The 18,874-nt window shown below is 40.8% G+C and carries 18 protein-coding genes, 6 tRNA genes and 2 pseudogenes; 23 read left to right on the top strand and 3 right to left on the bottom strand.

All coding sequences use genetic code 11. The features are described from left to right. Window position 1: 1 nt before the first annotated feature. The 6 genes from N5909_RS06855 to N5909_RS06830 all read left to right on the top strand — a co-directional run bounded on the left by N5909_RS06855 (window position 2) and on the right by N5909_RS06830 (window position 549). Window positions 2-91 (top strand) — tRNA-Ser (locus N5909_RS06855). Between the two features lie 10 nt (window positions 92-101). Beyond that, window positions 102-175: transfer RNA gene (locus N5909_RS06850), tRNA-Met, on the top strand. Between the two features lie 3 nt (window positions 176-178). Further along, window positions 179-251, top strand: a tRNA-Phe gene (locus N5909_RS06845). 20 nt (window positions 252-271) lie between these two features. Continuing rightward, window positions 272-342: transfer RNA gene (locus tag N5909_RS06840), tRNA-Gly, on the top strand. Between the two features lie 39 nt (window positions 343-381). Continuing rightward, a tRNA-Ile gene (locus tag N5909_RS06835) sits at window positions 382-455 on the top strand. A 6-nt stretch (window positions 456-461) separates the two neighbouring features. Next, a tRNA-Ser gene (locus tag N5909_RS06830) sits at window positions 462-549 on the top strand. A 187-nt stretch (window positions 550-736) separates the two neighbouring features. On the opposite strand, the gene birA is transcribed toward N5909_RS06830, so the two are convergent. Further along, window positions 737-1,672 (bottom strand): bifunctional biotin--[acetyl-CoA-carboxylase] ligase/biotin operon repressor BirA, encoded by a 936-nt coding sequence (gene birA / locus N5909_RS06825; RefSeq protein WP_033681423.1) that lies wholly within the window; start codon window positions 1,670-1,672, stop codon window positions 737-739. 282 nt (window positions 1,673-1,954) lie between these two features. On the opposite strand from birA, the gene N5909_RS06820 reads away from it, so the two are divergent. The 10 genes and pseudogenes from N5909_RS06820 to pnuC all read left to right on the top strand — a co-directional run. Then, window positions 1,955-3,148, top strand: coding sequence for an O-antigen ligase family protein (locus N5909_RS06820; RefSeq protein ID WP_033681424.1), 1,194 nt, complete (start codon window positions 1,955-1,957; stop codon window positions 3,146-3,148). Window positions 3,149-3,294: 146 nt separating this feature from the next. Continuing rightward, window positions 3,295-3,738, top strand: a complete 444-nt coding sequence (locus N5909_RS06815; protein ID WP_033681425.1) for a MarR family winged helix-turn-helix transcriptional regulator — start codon at window positions 3,295-3,297, stop codon at window positions 3,736-3,738. Window positions 3,739-3,769: 31 nt separating this feature from the next. Next, a pseudogene (locus N5909_RS06810) lies at window positions 3,770-3,964 on the top strand (polyketide cyclase); the annotation flags it as partial. 12 nt (window positions 3,965-3,976) lie between these two features. Beyond that, on the top strand, window positions 3,977-4,705 hold the full coding sequence (locus N5909_RS06805) for an ABC transporter ATP-binding protein (protein ID WP_033681426.1): 729 nt from the start codon (window positions 3,977-3,979) through the stop codon (window positions 4,703-4,705). Continuing rightward, the gene (locus tag N5909_RS06800; protein WP_033681427.1) at window positions 4,698-6,218 is read left to right on the top strand and encodes an ABC transporter permease/substrate-binding protein; all 1,521 of its coding nucleotides are present in this window, start codon (window positions 4,698-4,700) and stop codon (window positions 6,216-6,218) included. The genes N5909_RS06805 and N5909_RS06800 overlap by 8 nt, the downstream gene beginning before the upstream one ends. A 338-nt stretch (window positions 6,219-6,556) precedes the next feature. Next, on the top strand, window positions 6,557-7,159 hold the full coding sequence (locus N5909_RS06795; RefSeq protein ID WP_000846130.1) for a hypothetical protein: 603 nt from the start codon (window positions 6,557-6,559) through the stop codon (window positions 7,157-7,159). Beyond that, window positions 7,159-7,950, top strand: a complete 792-nt coding sequence (locus tag N5909_RS06790; RefSeq protein WP_271631023.1) for an energy-coupling factor transporter transmembrane component T — start codon at window positions 7,159-7,161, stop codon at window positions 7,948-7,950. The genes N5909_RS06795 and N5909_RS06790 overlap by 1 nt, the downstream gene beginning before the upstream one ends. Then, entirely contained in the window at window positions 7,926-8,762 is an 837-nt protein-coding gene (locus N5909_RS06785) for an ABC transporter ATP-binding protein (RefSeq protein ID WP_271631022.1), read from the top strand. The genes N5909_RS06790 and N5909_RS06785 overlap by 25 nt, the downstream gene beginning before the upstream one ends. After that, a complete protein-coding gene (locus N5909_RS06780) occupies window positions 8,749-9,549 on the top strand; it encodes an energy-coupling factor ABC transporter ATP-binding protein (protein WP_000103848.1) in 801 nt (266 codons plus the stop codon). Before N5909_RS06785 ends, N5909_RS06780 begins: the two co-directional genes overlap by 14 nt. Before the next feature lie 320 nt (window positions 9,550-9,869). Beyond that, window positions 9,870-10,073 (top strand): annotated as a pseudogene (gene pnuC / locus N5909_RS06775) (nicotinamide riboside transporter PnuC); the annotation flags it as partial. Between the two features lie 166 nt (window positions 10,074-10,239). Here the strand turns inward: pnuC and N5909_RS06770 are convergent. Beyond that, the gene (locus N5909_RS06770) at window positions 10,240-10,776 is read right to left on the bottom strand and encodes a TetR/AcrR family transcriptional regulator (RefSeq protein ID WP_031237576.1); all 537 of its coding nucleotides are present in this window, start codon (window positions 10,774-10,776) and stop codon (window positions 10,240-10,242) included. Window positions 10,777-10,908: 132 nt separating this feature from the next. Between N5909_RS06770 and N5909_RS06765 the strand changes: the two genes are divergently transcribed. Continuing rightward, window positions 10,909-11,799 (top strand): cation diffusion facilitator family transporter, encoded by an 891-nt coding sequence (locus N5909_RS06765; RefSeq protein ID WP_020901629.1) that lies wholly within the window; start codon window positions 10,909-10,911, stop codon window positions 11,797-11,799. A gap of 140 nt (window positions 11,800-11,939) precedes the next feature. Here the strand turns inward: N5909_RS06765 and galR are convergent, their stop codons facing one another. Next, a complete protein-coding gene (gene galR / locus N5909_RS06760; RefSeq protein WP_020901630.1) occupies window positions 11,940-12,944 on the bottom strand; it encodes a DNA-binding transcriptional regulator GalR in 1,005 nt (334 codons plus the stop codon). Between the two features lie 164 nt (window positions 12,945-13,108). Here galR and N5909_RS06755 point away from each other — a divergent pair, with 164 nt between their 5' ends. The 6 genes from N5909_RS06755 to N5909_RS06730 all read left to right on the top strand — a co-directional run bounded on the left by N5909_RS06755 (window position 13,109) and on the right by N5909_RS06730 (window position 18,867). Next, the gene (locus tag N5909_RS06755) at window positions 13,109-14,287 is read left to right on the top strand and encodes a galactokinase (RefSeq protein WP_120718558.1); all 1,179 of its coding nucleotides are present in this window, start codon (window positions 13,109-13,111) and stop codon (window positions 14,285-14,287) included. An 18-nt stretch (window positions 14,288-14,305) separates the two neighbouring features. Then, a complete protein-coding gene (locus N5909_RS06750) occupies window positions 14,306-15,787 on the top strand; it encodes a UDP-glucose--hexose-1-phosphate uridylyltransferase (RefSeq protein ID WP_261146822.1) in 1,482 nt (493 codons plus the stop codon). Between the two features lie 69 nt (window positions 15,788-15,856). Then, window positions 15,857-16,261 carry a PaaI family thioesterase gene (locus N5909_RS06745; RefSeq protein WP_000651199.1) on the top strand — a complete coding sequence of 135 codons (405 nt, stop codon included), beginning with the start codon at window positions 15,857-15,859 and terminating at the stop codon, window positions 16,259-16,261. A gap of 156 nt (window positions 16,262-16,417) precedes the next feature. Further along, window positions 16,418-17,272, top strand: a complete 855-nt coding sequence (locus N5909_RS06740; protein WP_033681436.1) for a DNA adenine methylase — start codon at window positions 16,418-16,420, stop codon at window positions 17,270-17,272. A gap of 25 nt (window positions 17,273-17,297) precedes the next feature. Further along, window positions 17,298-18,053, top strand: coding sequence for a DNA-methyltransferase (locus N5909_RS06735; RefSeq protein WP_033682006.1), 756 nt, complete (start codon window positions 17,298-17,300; stop codon window positions 18,051-18,053). Between the two features lie 4 nt (window positions 18,054-18,057). After that, window positions 18,058-18,867: a hypothetical protein gene (locus N5909_RS06730; protein WP_271631021.1), complete on the top strand. Its 810-nt coding sequence runs from the start codon at window positions 18,058-18,060 to the stop codon at window positions 18,865-18,867. Window positions 18,868-18,874 lie beyond the last annotated feature (7 nt).

Genomic DNA, 18,874 nt, shown 5'->3' with positions numbered 1-18,874 from the left:
TGGAGGATTACCCAAGTCCGGCTGAAGGGAACGGTCTTGAAAACCGTCAGGCGTGTAAAAGCGTGCGTGGGTTCGAATCCCACATCCTCCTTTTGTATTAACGCGGGATGGAGCAGCTCGGTAGCTCGTCGGGCTCATAACCCGAAGGTCGTAGGTTCAAATCCTGCTCCCGCAATAAGGCTCGGTAGCTCAGTTGGTAGAGCAATGGATTGAAGCTCCATGTGTCGGCGGTTCGATTCCGTCTCGCGCCATTTTTATTAATAGTATGTATGCGGGTGTAGTTTAGTGGTAAAACTACAGCCTTCCAAGCTGTTGTCGCGAGTTCGATTCTCGTCACCCGCTTTGAACTTTGTTCAAATTACATTACCAAGTTTTTAACTTGGGCGCGTAGCTCAGGTGGTTAGAGCGCACGCCTGATAAGCGTGAGGTCGGTGGTTCGAGTCCACTCGTGCCCATTAATAGGAGAATTACTCAAGAGGCTGAAGAGGACGGTTTGCTAAATCGTTAGGTCGGGTAACTGGCGCAAGGGTTCGAATCCCTTATTCTCCGTTTGTATGAGGGTTTATAACCCTCTTTTTTTATATTTTTAAGAATAGTAGAATAAAAACTTCAGATTTGTAAAACTTAATTGGATTACTTATCTGAAGTTTTTTTGGGCTCTTTGTCAACTGTAGTGGGTCGAAGAAAAGCTAAAATCTTTATATATTGTCGATTTTATGGTTGTGCTAGTTTATTATTACTTCCAACTCTTGAGTGAAATTTCTCCGCTATTTAGCCAAATTTCTTTTCCGTTATCACATTGAACTAAAAGTTTACCACTTTCAGAGATGTCCTTAGCAAGTCCCTTGTAGTCTTTTTGATCTAGTGTAAAAGTAACTTCTTTTCCTAGGACGAATGACTGTTTTTTATATAGGTATAATAGCTCTTCTGCTGGTGTTTCGAAGAAAGCACGCCATATCTCTATAATTAATTCATTTCTGGTTATAGGTGCTGGTGCTTTAAATAGACTAGCAGCTTTTTCTTTTAATTCCTGGGGGAAGTCTTTAATAGTAAAGTTGATTCCTACTCCAATAATGATATCTGTGACTAGGCCTGTTTCTACAGACGTCATTGCCTCAGTAAGGATTCCTCCAATTTTATGATTGTTTAGGTAGATATCATTGACCCATTTTATGTCGACATCTATTAAAGTTAGGTTCTTAATGGCTTTGTAGACAGCTCCAGCTACAAGTAGTGTGTAGGATGGTAATTGGTCATAGGGAAGATTTGGTTTAAGATGGAGTGTCATATAAATGCCACCTTGGGGTGAGTAGAAAGAACGTTGAAAACGGCCTCGCCCTGCTGTTTGATAGGAAGCTAGATAGAGGGTGTTTGCTTCATTTCCTAAATCAATTGCTTCTTTTGCATCGAGTTGTGTTGATCTTGTTTCGGGTTTAAAACTGATTTTAATTGGAAGATTTGCTTCTAGAAGTTCTGGAAGAATAAGGTCTCCATTCACCAGTTTATAGCCTTTGTTTTTGATACTATCAATTTCAATGCCTTCTTGTTCCAGACGCTTGATGGCTTTCCAAATTGATGTTCGGGTTAGTGATAGTTCTTCTGCGATTTTTTCTCCGCTGACATAGTCGATTTCTTTAGCTAGAATTTGGTAGACGACTTGGTAAGATTTCATAGTGTTTCCTTTCTTTAGGAATTGTAAATGATTTAAATATAGTTTGGATAATTGGTCAAAACCTTATTATATTACTACTATTTTAACATATACCTAGTCTTTACGGTATGATTTTCTTAGAGTAAATGTAGTCATTAAGTTTGAGTTTTGAAATATCATTATTTTTGCTCCCTTTTTTACCTAGTAAACGTTTCCTTTGTTTTCAAATTGCTAAAAAAGTGGTACAATATAGGATAGCTTACTATTATCTGAATCAGCTGATTTGGAGAGAAAGGATTCATTTTGAAATCAATAGGCTTTATTGAAAAGCTGAAAGGGTTGTCTAGTAAAGAGCTGACTTTATTGGGAATTATCCTGAGTATCTTTTTACCCTTTTATCTTTTTGTAGTTGTATTCTGTTTATATATTATCAGTTTAATTTTTACAGGAGACATGAAAAGTATTCTTCAGAAAATGGGTGAGCATCCGATGCTGCTTCTTTTTCTGGGCTATAGTACTGTAATATCCATTTTTGCACAAAATTGGATGGGAGTCGTAGCTTCAGTAGGAATTTTTCTATTTACTGTTTTCTTTTTGCACTATCAGTCGATTTTATCACATAAATTCTTTCGATTGATTTTGCAGCTCGTCTTGTTTGGTAGCGTCTTGTCAGCTGCTTTTGCGAGTTTAGAACATTTCCAAATTGTGAAGAAATTCAACTATGCTTTTCTTTCACCCAATATGCAGGTGTGGCATCAGAATCGTGCAGAAGTGACCTTCTTTAATCCTAATTATTATGGAATTATTTGTTGTTTCTGTATCATGATTGCCTTCTATTTGTTTACAACGACCAAGTTGAATTGGTTGAAAGTATTCTGTGTGATTGCAGGCTTTGTGAATCTCTTTGGATTGAACTTTACGCAAAATCGAACTGCCTTTCCTGCTATTATCGCTGGAGCCATTATTTATCTCTTTACGACCATTAAAAACTGGAAGGCCTTTTGGCTTAGTATTGGGGTCTTTGCGATTGGCTTGAGCTTTCTCTTTTCTAGTGATTTGGGAGTTCGGATGGGGACTTTAGACTCTTCTATGGAAGAACGAATTTCTATCTGGGATGCTGGGATGGCCTTGTTTAAGCAAAATCCTTTTTGGGGTGAGGGGCCATTGACCTATATGCATTCGTATCCTCGGATAAATGCTCCTTATCATGAACATGCTCACAGCCTTTATATTGATACGATTCTGAGTTACGGAATTGTGGGGACCATTTTATTAGTTTTGTCTTCTGTGTCTCCTGTTCGCTTGATGATGGATATGAGTCAGGAGTCGGGGAAACGTCCGATTATCGGTCTTTATCTATCTTTCCTTACAGTGGTTGCTGTGCATGGAATCTTTGACTTGGCCCTCTTCTGGATTCAGTCAGGTTTCATTTTCTTGCTAGTTATGTGCAGTATTCCGTTGGAGCATCGAACGTTGGTATCGGACATGACGGATTAAGTTTTATAAAATTAAAATTCTTCTACCTTGTGTAGGAGATTTTTTTACTGGGAAAAATTATTTCTAAATCGAAATAGTTGACAGATGGAATGACGAGTGTTACAATTACTTTATTCTTTTCGATATAGAAATAAATTGGAGGTGTCATGAAAGATAGTCATTTGGTAGCCCATCATATTCGTTTGTTGAATGGGCGGATTTTTCAAAAGTTACTGAGCCAAGATCCTGAAGCTCTTTATCGGAGTGAACAGGGCAAGATTTTAGCGGTTTTATGGAATAGTGAAACTGGCTGTGCAACTGCGACAGATATTGCTTTGGCGACTGGACTTACTAATAATACTCTGACGACTATGATAAAAAAGCTTGAGGAACAAAATCTTGTAACTATTAGTCCATGTGGAGAAGATAAGCGTAAGAAGTATTTGGTTTTAACAGAGTTGGGGCAGTCTCAGAAAGAAGTGGGGCATCGTGTCAGTCAGAAATTGGATACTATCTTTTACAAAGGATTTTCAGAGGAAGAAATTCGTCAGTTTGAAGGTTTTCAAGAAAGAATTTTGGCTAATCTGAAAGAGGAGGAAAATGAGGGTTAAGATAGATCAAATTAGCTGTTTATAAGCAAAGGTCACTTTTTACTTTGTTTTCCAACTCTTAGGATAAGGAAACTATGTGGTTAGCTCTGGTCAGACTCAAATTGATGGTGATGCCTGTGCCCAGTACGATATCTTCCGTCTAGAAAGCGGGAAAATTTTGGAGTATTGGGATAATATGGAAGTTTTGCCTAAGATAGAAGCCTTGACCAATAGAGATAAGTTTTAAAAGAGGAAGAACATGATTGAATACAAAAATGTAGCGCTACGCTATACAGAAAAAGATGTCTTGAGAGATGTCAATTTACAGATTGAGAATGGGGAGTTTATGGTTTTAGTTGGGCCTTCTGGTTCAGGTAAGACGACCATGATTAAGATGATTAACCGTCTCTTGGAACCGACTGATGGAAATATTTATATGGATGGCAAGCGCATCAAAGACTATGACGAGCGGGATCTTCGTCTTTCTACTGGTTATGTTTTACAGGCTATTGCCCTATTTCCTAATCTAACGGTCGCGGAAAATATTGCCCTGATTCCTGAGATGAAGGGCTGGACTAAGGAAGAAATTGCTAAGAAAACTGAAGAGCTTTTGGCTAAGGTTGGCTTGCCAGTAGCTGAGTATGGACATCGCTTACCTAGTGAACTATCTGGTGGGGAGCAACAGCGTGTTGGAATTGTACGGGCTATGATTGGTCAGCCTAAGATTCTCCTCATGGATGAGCCTTTTTCAGCCTTGGATGCTATTTCAAAAAAACAGTTGCAGGTTCTGACTAAAGAATTGCATAAAGAGTTTGGGATGACAACGATTTTTGTGACCCATGATACGGATGAAGCTTTGAAATTGGCGGACCGTATTGCTGTCTTGCAGGATGGAGAGATTCGTCAGGTGGCGAATCCCGAGACCATTTTAAAAGCTCCTGCAACAGACTTTGTAGCAGACTTGTTTGGAGGTAGTGTTCATGACTAATTTAATTGCAACTTTTCAGGATCGTTTTAGTGATTGGTTGACAGCCCTATCTCAACATTTGCAGTTGTCACTTTTGACCTTGTTACTAGCTATTTTGCTTGCGATTCCCTTGGCTGTTTATCTTCGCTATCATGAGAAGTTGGCGGATTGGGTCTTACAGATTGCAGGGATTTTCCAGACCATCCCGTCTCTGGCCTTGTTGGGGCTCTTTATTCCTTTGATGGGAATTGGAACCTTGCCGGCCTTGACAGCTCTAGTGATCTATGCGATCTTTCCGATTTTACAAAATACCATCACTGGACTAAAGGGAATTGATCCGAGTCTGCAAGAGGCTGGGATTGCCTTTGGAATGACTAGGTGGGAGCGACTCAAGAAGTTTGAAATTCCACTTGCTATGCCTGTTATGATGTCTGGAATTCGGACGGCAGCGGTCTTGATTATCGGTACGGCAACCTTGGCTGCCTTGATTGGGGCAGGGGGACTGGGTTCCTTTATCCTTTTGGGAATTGACCGTAATAATGCCAGTCTGATTTTGATTGGGGCACTTTCTTCAGCAGTGCTGGCTATTGCCTTTAACTTCCTACTAAAAGTGATGGAAAAAGCAAAATTGCGGACGATTTTCTCTGGTTTTGCCTTGGTGACTATATTGCTTGGTTTGTCTTATAGTCCAGCTCTTTTGGCCCAAAAAGAGAAAGAAAACTTGGTTATTGCTGGGAAATTGGGTCCAGAACCAGAAATTTTGGCCAATATGTATAAGTTGCTAATTGAAGAAAATACCAGTATGACTGCGACTGTTAAACCAAATTTTGGGAAAACAAGCTTTCTTTATGAAGCTTTGAAAAAAGGCGATATTGACATCTATCCTGAATTTACAGGAACGGTGACTGAAAGTTTGCTACAACCATCACCGAAAGTGGGTCATGAGCCAGAGCAGGTTTATCAGGTGGCGCGTGATGGTATTGCCAAACAGGATCATCTAGCCTATCTCAAACCCATGTCTTATCAAAATACCTATGCTGTAGCTGTTCCGAAAAAGATTGCTCAAGAATATGGCTTGAAGACCATTTCGGACTTGAAAAAAGTGGAAGGTCAGTTGAAGGCAGGTTTTACACTTGAGTTTAATGACCGTGAAGATGGAAATAAGGGCTTGCAGTCAATGTATGGCCTCAATCTCAATGTGGCGACTATGGAACCAGCCCTTCGCTATCAGGCAATTCAGTCAGGTGATATTCAAATTACGGATGCCTATTCAACCGATGCAGAGTTGGCACGTTATGATTTGCAGGTCTTGGAAGATGACAAGCAACTCTTCCCACCTTATCAAGGGGCTCCACTAATGAAAGAAGCTCTCCTCAAGAAACATCCAGAGTTGGAAACGGTTCTCAATAAATTGGCTGGTAAAATTACTGAAAGCCAGATGAGCCAGCTCAACTACCAAGTCGGTGTTGAAGGCAAGTCAGCAGAACAAGTAGCCAAGGAGTTTCTACAAGAACAAGGTTTGTTGAAGAAATAGTTTGAAAATGTCAAACTCAACTTTGTTAAACGACCATATAGAAAACTGCTCAGACAATGTTGTCTGGGCTTTTTTGGTGTCAGAATTAATGATTTTCATTTTTAAATGGAAAATAAGAGGAAATTTTTAGGATTTTCTAAAATTTTACTGTAAATACACTTGACTATTCACAAAATAGGTGTATAATGTGTTGTGAACTACTTAACAAATAAAGATTTCCAGCTCATGTCGACTAAGGATGGAAATCTTGTGTATAGACAGTTCAGTAGATATATAATAGAGCGTTGCGTCCGAAAGTCTATCCAGACACGGCTCTTTAAAAACAAAAGGAGAAGATTATGAAAACAGAACCGATTCATCGTACCAGTATGTGGAAATTTAAGTTAAGTGCTGCCACCATGACTTTGATTCCCGCTGCCGTGGGGATTAACTATGTTGCCAAAGCCTTGGCGGAGGGGTTAAAGTTGCCCGTTTGGCTGGGGTCTTTGGGAACCTTTCTTACCAGCATGTTGGCTGGGCCGGTTGCCGGTGCCATTAGTGGTTTCATCAACAACGTGATCTATGGGCTGACCTTATCGCCAATTTCAACCGTGTATGCGATTACCAGCATCGGAATTGGGATTGCTGTCGGAGTTTTGCACGCCAATGGGTGGTTCTCGTCAGCGCGACGAGTATTTGTTTCTGCTATTATTATTGCCATCGTTTCAGCTGTCATTTCAACGCCACTCAACGTCATCTTTTGGGGTGGTCAGACCGGTATCGCTTGGGGTGACTCATTGTTTGCGGTAATGGTCGCCAATCATGCACCAGTGTGGCTGGCCTCATTTACCGATGAGTTTGTCTTGGATATTTTGGATAAAGTCTGCGTGGCCTACCTGGCATTCTTCATCTATCGTCAGCTGCCGAAGCGGATGGTGCACTTCTTTAGCGATGATAAATGATGACTGATAAAACATTGATTTCTGGAGCGCCACGGGTCAAGCTCAAGTGGCACCAGGTGATCGATCCGATTACTAAGCTCTTGTTCATCTTGGACATGACGTTGTTGAGCTTTGCCAGTATGAATTTATTGCTTCAGGCCGGATTAATTCTTGTCGCAACACTGCTATTGTTATTTTCCAAATTGAGTTCTACCACTTTTAAGGCGCTGGGATTCAGCCTGTTTCTGATTTGCACTATGCTGATCATCCAAGGGTTATTTTACAGTCGGAATCAAACTGTGCTGTTTTCTGTGCTTGGGGTGTCGTTCTACAAAGAAGGCCTGATTTACGCCACCACTCTGGGTTGTCGAGTATTGGTGATTATTTTGTCCAGTGGCTTTTTTATGGTGACCACGAGTATTTCAGAAAACGCGGCCTATTTGGAACTGTCCGGATTGTCTTATAAAACCGTCTACGTTCTGATGTCGGTGTGTTATATTTTGCCGGAAATGATGCGCAATATGCGGAAAATCCAGCAGGCACAAAAAGTTCGCGGAACCAATCCGCAAAAAACGTTGATTCAGAAATTAAAGTCAGTCCTGCCGGTTCTGATTCCATTGGTGATTAAGACCTTGGATCAATCGATGACGCGGTCGATTTCTCTCCAACTGAGAGGTTTTGATAATCTCAACCGGACTGTCAGAACCTCCCAGCGCGTGTATCGCCTGTCGCGGACGCTGCACATTGGTCTGACTGGATTGGCAATTTTATTGATTGGGTGGAAGATATGGACGAAGATAAACGGATTGTAATTGAAAATTTGACCACCCGTTATCCGGGTACTGAGCAACCACAACTGCGTCAGATTAACGCGGAGGTTCATACCGGCCAGGTGGTTGGGATTATCGGGAATAGCCACTCTGGCAAATCGACTTTGTGCCGTGTGCTGGCAGGGGTCATTCCCAAAATTGTGTCTGCTGAGATTGAGGGCGACTGGCACATGTTTGGCCAGCGAGTGTCCGACAATTGGCCCGTTTATAATGCCATGAATGGAGTTGTACTGCAAAATCCAGCTGGCCAACTAAGCGGGTTGGCAGACACGGTTGCCGATGAAATCGCCTTTGACTTGATTAATCAGGGAATGGCTGAAGGACTGATTCAAAAACGGGTTGAAGAAGTTGCCACGCAAATGGGGCTGATTGAACAGCTGAATTTGCGCCCCGAGAGCCTTTCCGGTGGTCAGATCCAGCGGTTGGCAATTGCCACGGCGATTGTGGCTAATCCGGCTGTTTTGATTATGGATGATCCGACCAGTCAGATGGATCCCCTCGGCCGACGGCAATTTTTCCAATGGCTGGCCCAAGTCAAAGAGACGACTGTCTTCATTGTCACCAGTGAAATTGACGATTTGTGCGAAGTCGCCGACGTTGTGTGGGTGCTGCACGAGGGTCAAATGGTAGCCCAGGGCAGGCCGGGTGAGGTGTTTAATCATTTGGCAGCTGACTGGCAGATTCCAGCCCCGACAATCCAGCAACTTGCTCAAAAAATGGATTGGCACTTGGCTGATGGCCGGTATCCGGTGAATTACGCTGATCTGAAGGAGGTTCGTTATGTCCACAATTGAACTGAGCCACCTGACGTTCACTTATCCGGAACGGTCCTTTAGCTTGGATGTTGAAGACAAACACTTCGCCGATCCGATGGTGGCGATTGTCGGCCAAAATGGTGCCGGCAAATCAACGCTCTTCAAATTGTTGACGGGCTTGCTGACACCACAAACCGGTGTGATTAAGATCGATGGAGAAAATTTTAATGATCTTAAACCAGTCGAAAAGTTACTGAAGGTCGGGATTACTTTTCAGAATCCTGACGATCAGCTTTTCAACCCGACCGTTCAACGAGAGGTGGAGTGGAATGTCGCACAGGTCATGGATGACCACGACACGATTACGAGGCGGGCTTTAGCGGCTCTAAAAAGAGTTGGCTTGGATGATAAAACAGCTGAAAGTCCATATGACCTGTCATTGTCGGAACGCAAGCTGTTGAGCGTTGCCACAGTTTTGGCAGTGGATCCGGCGATTTATTTATTTGATGAGCCGATGATGTCGCTTGATTGGGAAAGCCGGCGCAAGTTGACCGCAATTTTCCATCAGTTGGCTGATTCGGGCCACCAAGTTGTGACCATCACCCATGACATGGATTGGGTCGCCGCCGAGTTTGAGTCGGTGTATGTTATGGAACACGGGAAGTTTGGCTTCGCCGGCAGTCCACGGGAATTGTTCAGCAATCACGAACTTGTCCAGCGAGTGGGATTACTACCACCGCGGATTATGGACATAGCGGAGTCGCTGGGTGATTCACAGACATATTTATCGGTTAATGATTATTGCCAGAAAAATCGAGATGTATAGAAAAAGTCACCTCTGCGGGTTTTCCAGGTTGAAGGATTAACTTCAGCTTCTGGCAAGAACTCACATGGGTGACTTTTGTGTTTAATAACGTTTCATGATCATCGGGTGCTTCCTCAGATCACTCGGTTTGATTTTACTTTGTTTCATGGTCATAATCATATACCATTTCTTTTGGATTTTTTGTTTGACTAATACAAAATAGGTCTTCATAGGTCTTCGCATTTTTAGCGCCCATTAGGATCATCAGTATAATTTTCTGAATTAGGAGACTGTCCCATCACTATTCGAACTTCGTCTCCCAACTTACGCTGTTCTCATTCAATGGTGTAGGCCAAATCCTCATGACAGCTGTTTACCGTGAACAATGGATATTCTGGGCAGCAACTAATGTCTTTTCAATCTATCTCTGGTGGGGAGAAAGCCTGCAAATCCAAGGGAAATACTTGATTTATCTCATTAACAGTATAGTTGGTTGGTATCAATGGAGCAAGGCTGCTAAGCAGAATACGGATTTACCTAACTAAGAATAGATGTTTGAAAGTACTGTTTTAAGTTTTGGGATAAAACAGACAGAGTTGATAATCAAGGATTTTATATTATGAAAAAGAGGATCGGCGGGTCCTCTTTTGTTGTTGAAAAGATAAAAAACTCAGTAACCAAGAAATAAGGCAACTGAGCTCTATTTGCTATTCAATTTTTAGGAATGAGAAGGTCTAGATAAAATTGGACAACTTCCTGGTCTGTAAAGTCTTGTCCTTTTTTGAGCCACCAGGTCAATGTCTCGACAAAGTTGGACACGACTAAGTGTTGGAGGTAAGAAGTAGGTAGATTAGGGTGAGCTTCTTTTAAATCATTAGCCATCAGGGAATAGACATGGTGTTCTAGCTCTTTATGGAGTTGACGGAGGAAGTAGTCATTTTTGGAAAATAGCAGACTGGTGATATGGTCTTGATTTTTCTGAAAATGCAGAAAGAGGTGGGCGAGATAATCCTCGGTTGAAATGGACTCCTCTCTTTCAAAGAGGTGATGGAAGAGGTAGCGGCAAAGCTCGTCCAGAAGTAGTTCCTTGCTCTCATAGTGACAGTAAAAGGTGGATCGTCCCACATCTGCGAGATCAATGATATCCTGAACTGTAGTGGATTCGTAGCCCTTCTCGTTCAAAAGTTGTAGAAAAGCTTGATAGATGGCTTTTTTTGTTTTGCTGATACGGCGGTCAATATTAGTCATATGGACATTTGAGGCAAATTGTTCAGAACTGAATAAAGCTGACATTTTGCTTCTATCCTTTCTTTGAGTTTTAGTAGATAATAATAATGAACAAGGTGTTCATAAATCTATTATAACAAAGGAATGAGAAAGATGAAGGCAAAATATACTGTTTGGGTAGCTTTTTTCTTAAATTTAAGCTATGCTATTGTTGAGTTTATCGCAGGAGGCATCTTTGGTTCGAGTGCTGTTCTTGCTGATTCTGTCCATGACTTGGGAGATGCTATAGCTATTGGCATATCGGCCTTTTTAGAAACAATCTCAAATAGAGAAGAAGATAGGCAGTACACCTTGGGTTACAAGCGATTTAGTCTTTTAGGGGCACTTGTGACTGCTGTGATTCTTATCACAGGATCCATCCTAGTGATTTTGGAAAATATAACTAAACTTTTTAATCCACAGCCCGTTAATGATGAAGGTATCCTCTGGCTAGGGATCATTGCAGTCAGTATTAATGTGCTAGCTAGTCTAGTAGTTCGCAAGGGAAAGACAAAGAACGAGTCAATTCTCAGCCTGCACTTTTTTGAAGATACTCTTGGTTGGTTGGCTGTCATTCTAATGGCGATTATCCTCCGATTTACAGATTGGTATATTCTTGATCCGCTCTTATCTCTTGTCATTTCCATCTTCATTCTAACAAAAGCCATTCCACGTTTTTGGTCTACACTCAAGATTTTCTTGGACGCTGTGCCGGAAGGAGTAGAGACTGGTGATTTGGAGAAGGATTTGGATGCTCTGACCAATGTCAAAAGTGTCAATCAACTTAGTATTTGGTCCATGGATGGTCTGGAAAATAATGCCATTATCCATCTCTGTTTAGAAGATTGGGAGCAGATGACGGAAACAAAGAATCAAGTGCGTCAGCTCTTAGAAGAAAGAGGTGTGCAGAATATTACAATCGAAGTGGATACCAGCCAAAGCAATCATGCGCAACATAAGCGGAGGGTAACAGCCTTAGAGCAACCCCATGGGCATCAACACTAGAAAAGAGGCTGGGGAAAAGTCTTTAAAAGTGAAAAGCGCATAGTGTCAGGCATTAAAAAAACTTGATACTATGCGTTTTATTGTGGGGACATTTACTTCATTTTATCTTGAAATTTAGTTTTTGCCTAGATTCTAATATCTTAATCATTCCTTGTACTTTCTCTTAAAGTCAGTCTGGTTCCCAGCATAGTCAGGCTAGGTATTTTGCGACCGTGGAGTACTTCCTTGTTAAGAATATCCATCCCTGCTCGGCCCATTTCTTCGGTATATACGGTGATGCTGGAGAGGGGAGGATAGACTTGCTTGGTCAGGCTGGTGTCATTAAAGGAAATAAGGCTGACTCGGTCTGGTAGGCTGATTCCAGCTTCTTGGAGGGCACGGAGGGCACCGATGGCTAAACTATCACTGGCAGCAAAAAATGCTGGTGGCAGTTGGTCTCCTAAGCTCTGAATGGCCTCTTTCATTAAGTCATAGCCAGACTGGGCAGTAAAGCTTCCTTGAAAGACCAGTTCATCATGATAGATTCCTTTTGTTTGACTGTAGTTCTTAAAATTTTCCAGACGTTTATCCTGAATGATTTCTTCTTGGTCTGTTGTCTCCTCAAGACCTGTTAGAATCCCGATACGGTCCATCCCTTGATTGAAGAAATAATCGACAATTTGTTTCATGGCAGTGTAAAAATCCGTGATAATACAAGTATGTCCTAGTGAAAGTGTATCGCTGTCTAGAAAGACAAGAGGCTTTTGGTATTCTTCGAAGGCGGTAATCTGAGCTCGACTAAATTTTCCGATGCAGAGAATTCCAATCACCTCCTCGCTTAGTGTAAAAGGATGGTCATTAAAATAGCGCAAGATATCATAGTCCAGTTCTTGGGCTCTTTTTTCTATGCCTAGGCGAATCTGGTAGTAGTAGAGGTCGTCCAGCTCCCCTTGTTCACTGACCCATTGGATAATGGCAATCTTTTGCTTAGGCTTGTGTGACTCGCCTGTCTTGAGGTGCTTGGTGTAGCCCAGCTCTTCAGCAACGGTTAAAATACGGTGTCTGGTTTCTTCTGTAACAGATAGGCTCTGGTCGCGATTGAGGACGCGGGATACGGTCGCGATAGAGACAGAGGCTAGCTGTGCAATGTCTTTTAAGGTAGCCATAACTCCTCCTTCTTTTAAGTTAGTATATCATATTTTTCTGCTTTTTACCGATAGTTTAGTAAAATTTTAGTAAAAAGGATTGACCTTGGGAAATCCCTTGGATACAATAGAAGAAAACGATTACACGTTAAGGTGACTTAACGGACAGTCAAAGGAGAAATCATATGACACAACATCTTACTGCTGAAGCACTTCGTAAAGACTTTCTTGCTGTTTTTGGTCAAGAAGCAGACCAAACCTTCTTTTCACCAGGTCGTATCAATTTGATTGGTGAACACACGGACTACAACGGTGGACATGTTTTCCCAGCAGCTATTTCCTTGGGAACTTATGGGGCAGCTCGCAAGCGTGACGACCAAGTCTTGCGTTTCTACTCAGCTAATTTTGAGGACAAGGGCATTATCGAAGTGCCTCTCGCTGACCTCAAGTTTGAAAAAGAGCACAATTGGACCAATTATCCAAAAGGAGTTCTTCATTTCTTGCAAGAAGCTGGCCATGTGATTGACAAAGGTTTTGATTTTTATGTTTATGGGAATATCCCAAATGGTGCTGGTTTGTCTTCTTCAGCATCATTGGAACTCTTGACAGGAGTCGTGGCAGAGCATCTCTTTGATTTAAAATTAGAGCGTCTCGATTTGGTTAAAATCGGTAAACAAACAGAAAACAACTTTATCGGCGTAAATTCTGGTATCATGGATCAGTTTGCTATCGGTATGGGGGCTGACCAACGTGCTATTTACCTAGATACTAATACTCTAGAATACGACTTGGTGCCACTTGATTTGAAGGACAATGTCGTTGTTATCATGAACACCAACAAACGCCGTGAATTGGCGGACTCTAAATACAATGAACGCCGTGCTGAGTGTGAAAAAGCAGTGGAAGAGTTGCAAGCTGCCTTGGATATTCAGACCTTGGGTGAATTGGACGAGTGGGCTTTTGACCAATACAGCTATCTGATTAAAGATGAAAATCGTTTGAAACGTGCTCGTCATGCTGTGCTTGAAAACCAACGTACCCTTAAAGCTCAAGCAGTCCTCCAAGCAGGTGATTTGGAAACATTTGGTCGCTTGATGAATGCATCTCACGTTTCTCTGGAGCATGACTATGAAGTAACTGGTTTGGAATTGGATACCTTGGTTCACACAGCTTGGGATCAAGAAGGTGTTCTCGGTGCTCGAATGACAGGTGCTGGTTTTGGTGGCTGTGCCATTGCCTTGGTTCAAAAAGATACTGTTGAGTCCTTTAAGGGAGCTGTAGGCAAACACTACGAGGAAGTAGTTGGATACGCTCCAAGCTTCTATATCGCTGAAGTTGCAGGTGGCACTCGCGTCCTTGACTAGTCAAAAGGAGGCTCTATAGTGACCTTAGTAGATAAATTTGCAACACATGTCATTTCTGAAAGTTCATTTGAGGAAATGGATCGAATCTACCTGATCAATCGTGTTTTGGCACGAGTGGGAGACGGTGTTTTGGAAGTTGAGACCAATCTGGATCAATTGATTGACCTCAAGGACCAGCTGGTTGAGGAAGCCGTTCGATTAGAAACGATTAAAGATAGTCAGACTGCGCGTGAAATCCTTGGTGCTGAATTGATGGACTTGGTGACTCCTTGTCCGAGTCAGGTTAATCGTGACTTTTGGGCAACCTATGCCCACTCTCCTGAGCAAGCGATAGAGGATTTTTATCAACTCAGTCAGAAAAATGACTACATCAAACTCAAGGCCATTGCTAAAAATATTGCTTATCGTGTTCCATCTGATTACGGTGAACTTGAAATTACCATCAACCTCTCTAAGCCTGAAAAGGATCCCAAAGAGATTGCGGCAGCCAAGTTGGTGCAAGCTAGTAATTATCCTCAGTGTCAGCTTTGTCTAGAGAATGAGGGCTACCATGGTAGGGTCAACCACCCAGCTCGCAGCAACCACCGTATTATCCGTTTTGAAATGGCTGGTCAGGAGTGGGGCTTCCAGTATTCGCCCTATGCTTACTTTAATGAGCATTGTATTTTCTTAGATGGCCAGCATCGTCCCATGGCCATTAGTCGTCAGAGCTTTGAACGTCTGCTGACTATCGTAGAGCAGTTTCCAGGGTATTTTGCAGGCTCTAATGCCGACCTGCCGATTGTGGGTGGCTCTATTCTGACTCATGATCACTATCAGGGAGGCCGTCACGTATTTCCTATGGAATTGGCTCCCTTGCAAAAGACTTTCTCTTTTACTGGTTTTGAGCAGGTCAAGGCTGGGATTGTCAAGTGGCCCATGTCAGTGTTGCGTTTGACTTCGGATTCCAAAGAAGATTTGATCAACTTGGCTGACAAGATTTTGCAGGAATGGCGTAAGTATTCAGATTCTGCAGTACAGATTTTGGCGGAGACAGACGGGACACCACATCACACCATCACCCCAATTGCCCGTAAGCGTGATGGACAGTTTGAGTTGGACTTAGTCTTGCGGGACAATCAGACTTCTGCAGAACATCCTGATGGCATCTATCATCCCCACAAGGATGTCCAACATATCAAGAAGGAAAATATCGGCTTGATTGAGGTCATGGGCTTGGCAATTTTGCCACCACGTCTAAAAGAAGAAGTGGAGCAAGTCGCTAGCTATCTTGTCGGAGAAGCTGATACAGTTGCCGCTTATCATCAGGAATGGGCAGACCAACTCAAAGACAACCATCCAGAACTAACGGATAAAGAAAAAGCCCTTGCAATCGTCAAGGACTCTGTGGGTGCTATCTTTGCGCGTGTACTTGAGGATGCAGGAGTCTACAAGCAGACGGAACAAGGACAGGCAGCCTTTATGCGCTTTGTGGAGCAGGTTGGTATTTTGCCAGGCTAGGAGCTTTCTCCTTGCACAGTTCTATAAAAAGTAGTATCATAGTGTCGTTTGAAATATCAGGAGGAAACGATGAAAGATTTTCATTTTGACGCTATATCTGCCTTTGAAAATTACGAAATTGAAAAAATGAGAGATGGTCACGTTGTGGTGACGACCAAAGTAGTGGACTCGTCGCTCAACTACTATGGCAATGCCCATGGTGGCTATCTCTTTACCCTTTGCGACCAGATTAGTGGTTTGGTGGTCATCTCGCTAGGACTAGACGGAGTAACACTCCAGTCCTCTATCAACTACCTTAAGGCAGGAAAACTCGACGATGTGCTGACCATTAAAGGAGAATGTGTCCATCAAGGTCGCACAACCTGTGTAGTAGATGTCGATATCACCAATCAAGAGGGCAGAAATGTTTGCAAGGCAACCTTTACCATGTTTGTCACAGGACAACGGTCAGAAGAAAGACAGGTAAGGATATAAAGAGTAATTTAATAGAGTGAGGTGAATTTTGGAATTTATAAAATTTGCCTTACTCATTTTTTGATATTGATATGATTTAATTCTAAAATAGAAAATTTAGTAATGTGGTAGAAAATACAAGAGTTGTGTTTTAATTTCTATGGTATAATTAAAAGCATGAAGATAAAAGAAATAAAGGAAATTACTTTACAACCGTTCACGAAATGGACAGGTGGTAAAAGACAATTATTGCCTGTTATTAGAGAATTAATGCCTAAAAACTATAACAGGTATTTCGAACCTTTTGTTGGAGGTGGAGCTTTATTTTTTGATTTAGCTCCTAAAGATGCAGTTATTAATGATTTTAACGCTGAACTAATAAATTGCTATCAACAAATTAAGGACAATCCTCAAGAATTGATTGAAATTTTGAAAGTTCATCAGGAACATAATTCAAAAGAATATTATTTAGATTTACGTTCTGCTGATCGTGATGAAAGAATAGATATGATGTCTGAAGTACAAAGGGCAGCACGTATTCTCTATATGTTGAGAGTAGACTTTAATGGTTTATATCGTGTGAATTCTAAGAATCAGTTTAATGTACCTTATGGTCGTTATAAAAATCCTAAAATTGTTGATGAGAATTTGGTATCTGCTATTTCAACTTATCTGAATAATAATCAAATAGAAATTAAAAAAGGAGATTTTGAAAAGGCTGTTTTGGATGTTCAACCAGGGGATTTTGTATATTTTGATCCCCCGTATATTCCATTGTCAGAGACAAGTGCCTTTACTTCTTACACTCATGAGGGGTTTTCATATGATGATCAAGTAAGATTAAGAGATACCTTTAAGAAATTGAGTGATGCAGGGGCTTATGTTATGTTGTCAAACTCCTCTAGTTTTTTGGTAGAGGAGTTGTATCGAGGTTTTAATATCCATTATGTTGAGGCTACCCGAACTAATGGAGCAAAATCTTCGAGTCGAGGAAAAATTTCTGAAATTATAGTCACAAATTATGAAAAATAACGAATATAAGTATGGAGGTGTTTTAATGACAAAACCATACTATAATAAAGATAAAATGATTCTTGTTCATGCAGATACGTTTAAGTTATTATCGAAAATGAAACCAGAAAGCATGGACATGATCTTTGCTGATCCTCCATATTTTTTGAGTAACGGTGGCATATCAAATTCTGGGGGACAGGTTGTATCTGTAGATAAAGGTGACTGGGATAAGATTTCTTCCTTTGAGGAAAAGCACGAATTCAATCGTAAATGGATTCGTTTAGCAAAAGAAGTTTTGAAGCCTAATGGGACTATTTGGATTTCGGGGAGTTTACATAATATTTACTCAGTTGGAATGGCATTAGAGCAAGAAGGTTTTAAAATTCTAAATAACATTACTTGGCAGAAAACAAACCCTGCACCTAATTTATCCTGTCGTTATTTCACTCATTCTACTGAAACTATTTTATGGGCAAGAAAAAATGATAAAAAAGCTCGTCACTATTACAATTACGATTTGATGAAAGAGCTAAATAATGGTAAGCAAATGAAAGATGTTTGGACAGGTGCTTTGACGAAAAAAGCTGAGAAATGGGCTGGCAAGCATCCAACACAAAAACCAGAATATTTATTGGAACGTATAATTTTGGCCTCTACTAAAGAGGGTGACTATATTCTAGATCCATTTGTTGGTAGTGGCACTACGGGTGTTGTTGCGAAGCGATTAGGTAGAAGATTTATAGGTATCGATGCTGAAAAAGAATATTTGCAAATTGCAAAGAAGAGGTTGGAGGTATAGAGAAGTGTTAGAGTTAGGTGAGTATGCGACTTATAAAGAATTTGGCCTTGAACTTATTAACTGTTTAGAACATTCTGGTTTTTCCGCGTCAATTAAAGAGGGAGAAGAAGCTAAATCTAGAATCCTTATAACACCTCAAGATATAACTTTGATATTTTATGGATATAAGGCAACAAACGAGAAGACTAAAAAACGATTAAAGAGAAATTCTTACGATTGTTTAGTAAGATTTAAGGAAGAAGATGTAAGTTTTATAACAATCTGTAAGGAAATAATAGAAAAATGTCATATTGAAAAAATTCCTGTAAAACTAATAAAGAATATAGTATATATTGTCTTGAGGTCAATCTCACAAAGGCCATTAACAACAATAGAATCTACAATTTCAGATTATTTATTAATTGAAAACCAACTAATTAGAATTAATAATCCATTATATAATGACAGATATCTATCATCAGAAGAAATTGATAATGGTATTAAAGAGTTAAGAAGTGTATTAGATTCATTGAATGATGTTGGAAAATTTTCCTTGCAAGAAATTATAAATATAATAAGTTATATTGCAATTATCGAGGAATTTAATTATCCGAAACTTGAGGGTGATACTAAATATAGAGGACGTTCAGATTGTTTTGGTAGATATATTGAGGTTTTATTTGGTGATATAGATGAACTTAGTAGACATATTTCTGAACAATCTTTTTCTGTAGGTGCGCATTTTATTCATGATCAAAGATACCAAGATTATTATTTAACTAAATATATAGAGATGGATAGACTTGAGTTGAACAATCAAGGTGAATATTTTTAAGAAAGGA

The sequence above is a fragment of the Streptococcus gwangjuensis genome (assembly GCF_028156745.1).
Lineage (GTDB): Bacteria > Bacillota > Bacilli > Lactobacillales > Streptococcaceae > Streptococcus > Streptococcus gwangjuense_A.
This window is presented reverse-complemented; position numbering and strand designations above follow the sequence as displayed.